This is a genomic window from Streptomyces sp. NPDC057654, assembly GCF_042800135.1.
Lineage (GTDB): Bacteria > Actinomycetota > Actinomycetes > Streptomycetales > Streptomycetaceae > Streptomyces.
The window spans coordinates 1-5,402 of record NZ_JBHVHQ010000603.1 but is presented as its reverse complement, the minus strand read 5'-3'; the positions used below and the strand labels follow the sequence as shown (position 1 = coordinate 5,402).

Genomic DNA, 5,402 nt, shown 5'->3' with positions numbered 1-5,402 from the left:
CCGCTGCCCTCGCCGACCAGGCGGCGCAGCGGCGAGCCCGGCTTCAGGAGATGCTGCTGGCCCACGACTTCGTCGAGGGTGCGCGGGCGCATCCGGACGGCCAGCGGACTGCTGGAGGGCTCCCTCTCCTGGCGGTCCTCGGCGGCGGCGGTGAACAGGTCTGGTTCCACCCTGAAACCCTATGCCAACCCACTGACAACGCCTTCATACGGCGTTGGCCTGCGGTCGGTCAGGCGCTGCCGCCGGTCCAGAACGACCACCACCGGGTGAGGATCAGCATGCCGATCACGCCGACCCAGAGCACCGGGACGACCCAGTGGAACTCCAGCAGGCCGCGGCGCAGCCCGGCCGGGAGCGGGATGAAGCCGTGCCGGATGTTGTTCAGGGTGACGTACCAGAACATGAAGATCGTGGCGACCCAGGCCAGGCAGCACCACAGGCAGAGCGAGCCGATGACGTACAGCGACTGGTACTGGAGCCAGGTCACGAAGCCGACGCCGAAGAGGCAGCCGGCCTCGAACCCGAGCCAGTACCAGCGGCGGTAGCGGGCGCCGGCCAGCAGCCCCAGCCCGATCGAGATCACGATGCCGTACGCGACCAGGCCCAGCATCGGGTTGGAGAACCCGAACGCCTTGGCCTGCGCGCTCTCCATGATGTTGCCGCAGGACACGATCGGGTTGAGGCTACAGCCGGGCGTGAACGTGCGGCCGTCGACCTTGGCTTCGAGGATCTTGGTCTTGTCCAGCGTGATGACCCAGGCGGCCAGCAGCCCCATGGCGCCGGTGATCACGAGCGTGAGGGCGAAGGCACGGCTGCCGCCTACGGCTCCCGTGCCCGTATCCCCCTCGTCCGCTTCCGTGCGGTCAAGTGCCTCAGTCGTCATAGCGCCGTTCGTCCCGTCAGTCGGTCGTGGGACCGCCCATTCTGCACCAGCCCCGGGCAATCAGCCCCGCTTGGCCAGCAGTTCACTCACAACGGTTTCGAACGCGACCGGGGCCTGCTCGCCGCTTTCCAGGTCCTTGAGCTGGACGACGCCCTCGGCGAGGTCCCGCTCGCCCGCGACCACGGCGTATCGGGCGCCGGAACGGTTCGCCGACTTCATGGCGTTCTTCAGGCCCTTGCCGCCGTACGCGAAGTCCGCGGCGACCCCGGCCCGGCGCAACTCGGTGACGACCCCGAAGAGCGCCCGCCGGGCCTCCTCGCCGAGCGGCACCGCGAAGACCTCGGTGGCCGAGGGCAGTTCGAGCTCGACGCCCTCCGCGCGCAGCGCCAGGACCGTGCGGTCGACGCCGAGCGCCCACCCGACCGACGGCAGCTCCGGCCCGCCGATCATCTCGGAGAGGCCGTCGTAGCGGCCGCCGCCGCCGACCGCGGACTGCGAGCCGAGGCCGTCGTGGACGAATTCGAACGTGGTGCGGGTGTAGTAGTCCAGCCCGCGCACCAGCTTCTCGTCGTCCTCGAAGGCCACGCCCGCCGCCGTCAGCAGCTCGCGCACCCGCTCGTGGTACTCCTTGCACGCCTCGCACAGGTGGTCGCGGAGCATCGGCGCGCCCACGAGCTGCTGCTGCACCGCGTCGCGCTTGTCGTCGAGGACCCGCAGCGGGTTGATGTCGATGCGGCGGCGGGTCTCGTCGTCGAGGTCGAGGCCGCGCAGGAAGTCCTGGAGGGCCGCGCGGTAGGCCGGGCGGCACTCCTTGTCGCCCAGCGAGTTGAGCAGGATGCGGAAGTTCCGCAGCCCGAGCGAGCGGTAGGCGTCGTGGGCCAGGATGATCAGCTCGGCGTCGAGCGCCGGGTCCTCGGCGCCCAGCGCCTCCGCGCCGACCTGCGAGAAGTGGCGGTAGCGCCCCTTCTGCGGCCGCTCATAGCGGTAGTACGAGCCGGAGTACCAGAGCTTCACGGGCAGGCCGCCGCGGTGCAGGTTGGCCTCCAGCGCCGCGCGCAGCACGGACGCGGTGCCCTCGGGGCGCAGCGCCAGTTCGCTGCCGCCCTTGGTGGTGAGGGTGTACATCTCCTTGGTCACGATGTCGGTGGACTCGCCGACGCCGCGCGAGAAGAGCTCGACGTTCTCGAAGCCGGGCGTCTCGATATAGCCGTAGCCGGAGCGCTTGAGGGGCGCGGAGATCGCCTCGCGGACCGCGAGGAACTCCGCGGACTCGGGCGGGATCAGGTCGTACGTGCCCTTGGGGGCCTTGAAGGTGCTCACGGGAGAAGCGTCACATTCCTCGTCGTGGAGCCGGGGTGTCGGCTCCGAGGCCGGCGGCCGCCTCCCGCAGGAACGGGTTGGCGGCGCGCTCGCGGCCGATGGTCGTCTGGGGGCCGTGGCCGGACAGCACCACGGTCGAGTCGTCGAGCGGCAGGCACACACGAGCCAGCGAATCGAGCATCTCGGCGTGGTCGCCGCCGGGCAGGTCGGTGCGTCCGATGGAGCCGGCGAACAGGAAGTCGCCCGCGAAGAACACCGACGGCACGTCGGCGGTCTCGGGCGTCCTGAAGGTCACCGACCCCTTGGTATGGCCCGGCGCGTGCACGACGGAGAACTCCAGCCCGGCCAGGCGCAGCGTCGCGCCGTCCGTCAGCTCCTCGACGTCGTCCGGCTCCCCCATGGTCAGCTCGCCCATGAGCGGCTGCCCGATGGAGCGGCCGAGCGCCTTCTCCGGGTCGCTCATCATGTAGCGGTCCGCGGGGTGGATCCAGGCCGGGACGTCATGGGCGCCGCAGACGGGGACGACCGAGGCGACGTGGTCGATGTGCCCGTGCGTGAGGACGACGGCCACGGGCTTGAGCCGATGCTTGGCGAGCGTCTCCTCGACCCCGGGGGCCGCCTGGTGGCCCGGGTCGATGATCACGCACTCCTCGCCGGCGGCGGGGGCGACCAGATAGCAATTGGTCCCCCAGGCCCCGGCGGGGAACCCGGCAATGAGCACGTTCGTCCTTAAATCGTCCGGAGGCAGATCACGAGGGAAGATCTCGGCTGCCCAAAGCCTACCGGCGGCACTCCTGCCGCCGCGAACCCATATACCGTACGGCCAGGCTCAGGTCATGGCTGGTACGCGACGGCAGGAGGAGATGGCCCGGTGGTCAACAACGAGCAGCGGCGGCGGCAGCTCGCCCGGGAGAAGTTCGAGCGGCAGCGGGAGCGGCGCGAGGCGGCCCGGCGCAAGGCGCGCCGCCGCAATGTGATCATCGCCTCGGGCCTCGCCGTGGTGCTGGCGGCGGGCGTCGCCGCGTACGCCTCGACGTCGCTGACGGACGACTCCGGTGACTCGGCCGCTTCCAGCGATCCGAATAATTCGGACAAGGCCACCGGCTCCCCCTCCGCCGCCGCGGACCCCTGCACGGCGAAGCCCGCGCCGGGATCGCCCGCCACGGCGACGTGGAAGAAGGAGCCGGACATGTCCATCGACACGTCCGCCGCCTACACGATGAAGCTCGACACGACGTGCGGCTCCATCGGGCTGAAGCTCGACGCGAAGAACGCCCCGCACACGGTCAACTCCTTCAAGTTCCTCGCGGACAAGGGGTTCTTCGATCACACCAAGTGCCACCGGCTCACCACGAGCAACATCTACGTGCTCCAGTGCGGCGACCCGAAGGGCACCGGCAGCGGCGGCCCCGGCTACACGCTGCCGGACGAGAACCTCAAGTCCCCCTCCCTCAAGGGCAACGTCTATCCGGCCGGGACGGTGGCGATGGCCAACACCGGCAAGGCGCACACCGGAGGCAGCCAGTTCTTCCTCGTGTACCAGGACAGCCAGCTGCCGCCGCAGTACACGCCGTTCGGGACGATCGACGCCGACGGCATGAAGGTCCTCAAGAAGATCGCCGCCGCGGGCGAGAGTTCCGGGCAGGGAGACGGCGCCCCGAACGCCTCGGTGGTGATCAATAAGGCGGCGGTGACCAGCTCCTGACCCCCGCCCCACTGCCCGTACCGCGAAATTTCGGTCGCGCGAGCTACGGACAGCCGGGCCGCCGGTCGCCTATGTTGGCCTTGTGCAGGGTGCCTGCTCCGACGGCCGTCACCCTGCGAGGCGCATACGAGAGCCGGCAACTTCAAGCCGTCGGACCGGTCAGGGCGCTGCCCGGCCGGAAGAAACTGTGGACGATGCCCGCGGGCCGCACGCCCGCCCGGCATCATGTGGAGGAGGCGCTGTGAGCAGCGACCCATGGGGCCGCGTCGACGAGACGGGGACCGTGTACGTGCGTACCGCCGACGGCGAGCAGGTCGTCGGGTCATGGCAGGCGGGAACCCCCGAGGAGGCTCTCGCTTACTTCGAGCGCAAGTACGAGGGCCTGGTCGTCGAGATCGGCCTCCTCGAACGCCGGGTGCGGACCACGGACCTGTCGGCGAAGGACGCGACGACCGCCATCGACCATCTGCGCACGCAGCTCGACGAGCACCACGTCGTGGGCGATCTGGACGCGCTGCGCAAGCGGCTCGACAAGCTCGTCGCCGACGTCGACGCGCGGCGCGAGGAGCGCAAGGCCGCCAAGGCCCGCCAGTCCGACGAGGCGCGCGGCGCCAAGGAGGCGCTGGTCGCCGAGGCCGAGGAGCTGGCCGAGAGCGAGCAGTGGCGGTCGGCGGGCGAGCGGCTGCGGGCCCTGGTCGACACCTGGAAGGGGCTGCCGCGCCTCGACCGCAAGACGGACGACGAGCTGTGGCACCGCTTCTCGCACGCCCGCTCGGCGTTCTCGAAGCGGCGCAAGGCGCACTTCGCCTCGCTGGACGCGCAGCGCGAGGAGGCCCGCAAGGCGAAGGAGAAGCTGGTCGCGGAGGCCGAGGCGCTCTCCAACTCCACGGACTGGGGTCCGACAGCTGCCCGGTACCGCGAGCTGATGGCGGACTGGAAGGCTGCGGGGCGGGCCCAGCGGGAGGCCGAGGACGATCTGTGGAACCGCTTCCGCGGGGCGCAGGACATCTTCTTCCACGCCCGCAGCGAGGTGTTCGCGGAGCGCGACGCCGAGCAGCAGGGCAACCTCACGCGCAAGGAGGAGCTGGTCATCGAGGCCGAGAAGCTCCTGCCCGTCGCGGACCTGAAGTCCGCCCGCGCCGCCTTCCGCTCGATCAACGAGCGCTGGGAGGCCATCGGCCACGTGCCGCGGGACGCCCGGCCCAAGATCGAGGGCCGGATGCACGCGGTGGAGCGCGCCATTCAGGAGGCCGAGTCCACGGAGTGGCGCCGTACGAACCCCGAGGCGCGGGCGCGCGCGGCGGGGCTCACCGGCCAGCTCCAGGCGGCCGTGGACAAGCTCCAGGACCAGATCGACAAGGCGCGCGCGGCGGGCAACACCGCCAAGGCCGACAAGCTCGCGAGGGAGCTCGACGGCCGCCAGGCACTGCTGGACCAGGCCCTCAAGGGCCTTGAGGAGTTCGGCGGCTGACGCCGGACACCGGCTCGTAGAAC

General features: G+C 70.8%; 5 protein-coding genes and 1 pseudogene. 2 read left to right on the top strand and 4 right to left on the bottom strand.

Annotated features, from left to right (window positions below; genetic code table 11):
- The 4 genes and pseudogenes from ACFU99_RS31675 to ACFU99_RS31660 all read right to left on the bottom strand — a co-directional run.
- Positions 1–170 (bottom strand): annotated as a pseudogene (locus ACFU99_RS31675) (replication-associated recombination protein A); the annotation flags it as partial.
- Between the two features lie 59 nt (positions 171–229).
- Positions 230–883 carry a vitamin K epoxide reductase family protein gene (locus ACFU99_RS31670; protein ID WP_384398569.1) on the bottom strand — a complete coding sequence of 218 codons (654 nt, stop codon included), beginning with the start codon at positions 881–883 and terminating at the stop codon, positions 230–232.
- 60 nt (positions 884–943) lie between these two features.
- The gene (gene hisS / locus ACFU99_RS31665; RefSeq protein WP_384398567.1) at positions 944–2,203 is read right to left on the bottom strand and encodes a histidine--tRNA ligase; all 1,260 of its coding nucleotides are present in this window, start codon (positions 2,201–2,203) and stop codon (positions 944–946) included.
- 10 nt (positions 2,204–2,213) lie between these two features.
- On the bottom strand, positions 2,214–2,924 hold the full coding sequence (locus tag ACFU99_RS31660; protein WP_384398565.1) for an MBL fold metallo-hydrolase: 711 nt from the start codon (positions 2,922–2,924) through the stop codon (positions 2,214–2,216).
- 150 nt (positions 2,925–3,074) lie between these two features.
- Here ACFU99_RS31660 and ACFU99_RS31655 point away from each other — a divergent pair, with 150 nt between their 5' ends.
- Both ACFU99_RS31655 and ACFU99_RS31650 read left to right on the top strand, forming a co-directional pair.
- Complete coding sequence (locus tag ACFU99_RS31655; protein WP_384398563.1) at positions 3,075–3,908, top strand: peptidylprolyl isomerase; 834 nt, start codon at positions 3,075–3,077, stop codon at positions 3,906–3,908.
- A 241-nt stretch (positions 3,909–4,149) separates the two neighbouring features.
- Positions 4,150–5,379 (top strand): DUF349 domain-containing protein, encoded by a 1,230-nt coding sequence (locus ACFU99_RS31650; protein ID WP_384398561.1) that lies wholly within the window; start codon positions 4,150–4,152, stop codon positions 5,377–5,379.
- Positions 5,380–5,402 lie beyond the last annotated feature (23 nt).

Coding starts and splice junctions, on each gene's coding strand:
- ACFU99_RS31670 (WP_384398569.1), bottom strand. CDS start 883: ATGACGACTGAGGCACTTGACCGCACGGAAGCGGACGAGGGGGATACG.